Annotated in this window: 1 protein-coding gene; it reads right to left on the bottom strand. The window is 59.0% G+C overall.

Going from position 1 to position 1,327, the window contains the following annotated elements; genetic code table 11:
* Positions 1-37: 37 nt before the first annotated feature.
* Positions 38-1,257 (bottom strand): IS3 family transposase gene (locus tag AC1Q6D_RS33110; RefSeq protein ID WP_371919950.1). Its coding sequence is split into 2 segments (ribosomal slippage): positions 38-912 and positions 912-1,257, totalling 1,221 coding nucleotides; the frame shifts between segments, so codons are not numbered across the junction.
* Between the last annotated feature and the right edge of the window lie 70 nt (positions 1,258-1,327).

The raw sequence follows: 1,327 nt of genomic DNA on the forward strand, positions 1-1,327 counted from the left end.
TGGACTTGCCCCTACAAAACCGGACACCAACTCCCTGTTAAATTGATGCTGCCGCCAAGCGCCTGAACTCCCTCGGCGAGCGATAGTTCAAAGCGCTGTGCGGATGCTGCTCGTTGTAGTGTTCGAAGGCAATTGCCAAGTTACGCAGCGCCGTTTCCCAATCCGGTTTGGGCATGTGCGCCACGTAGTCACGCTTGATCGTCTTCACGAAGCTCTCCGCCATCCCGTTGCTCTGCGGGCTGCGAACTGGCGTGGTCACCGGCTGCAAGCCGATCTGTCGAGCAAACAGGCGTGTCTGTTCGGCGGTGTACGCCGAGCCGTTGTCGCTTAGCCATTGCACCGGCGTGGTGGGCAATTGATCACCGAAGCGCTTCTCCACGCTTTCCAGCATCAAGTCGCGGATATCATGGCCGCTGTACCCGGTCGGGCTTGCCACCCAGCCGATGGCTTCGCGATCACAGCAATCGAGGGCGAAGGTCACGCTCAGTTTGGCGCCGTCCTCGCAGCGGAACTCAAAGCCGTCCGAGCACCAACGCGTATCGCTGGTTTTCACGGCAATACGGCCTTCGTGCCGACGCGGCACGCCGGGCTGTTTGAGTCGACGCTCCAGCAGCAAGTTGTGATCACGCATGACCCGGTAAACCCGCTTCACATTGATCGCCGGCAGCGAATGGGTTTCACGTTCCCGACGCAGTAATCCCCAGACACGACGGTAGCCATAGCTGGGCAACTCGCTGACCTGCTGTTGGATTTCAACCACCAACTCAGCGTCGTCCACAGGTCTGCTTCGCCGTGTCTTGGGCGATACCGATTGCTTGATTCGAACCGTTAATTGCGAGCGCGCCACACCGAGACATTCGCTGACCAGCTTCACTGGTCGTCCCCCGGCAACAAGGGTGAGTGCGCAATCCATTTTCGCGACCGGGCGATCTCCACGGCCTCTTTGAGGATTTCGGCTTCCATCGTTTTCTTGCCCAGCATCCGTTGCAGTTCACGGATCTGCTTGAGCGCATCGCTCAGCTCGGAGGCCGGCACCACGGCTTCGCCAGCACTGACCGCCGACAGGCTGCCGTCCTGATACAGCTTGCGCCATAGGAATAACTGGTTGGCATTGATGCCGTTGCGCCGAGCGACGACCGACACACTTTGCCCTGGCTCAAGGCTCTCGCGAACCATGGCCAGCTTTTGCTCTGGACTCCAGCGGCGTCGCCGCTCCTGGCCCAAAAGCTCCCCACTCTTATCGTTGCTATTAGTCATAAACATAACCGTTTGCCTATCCCTTATCGTAAGGGGGAAACGGTGTCCTGTCTTTCATGGGGCTCGTTCA

It is taken from the genome of Pseudomonas sp. MT92 (assembly GCF_058792515.1).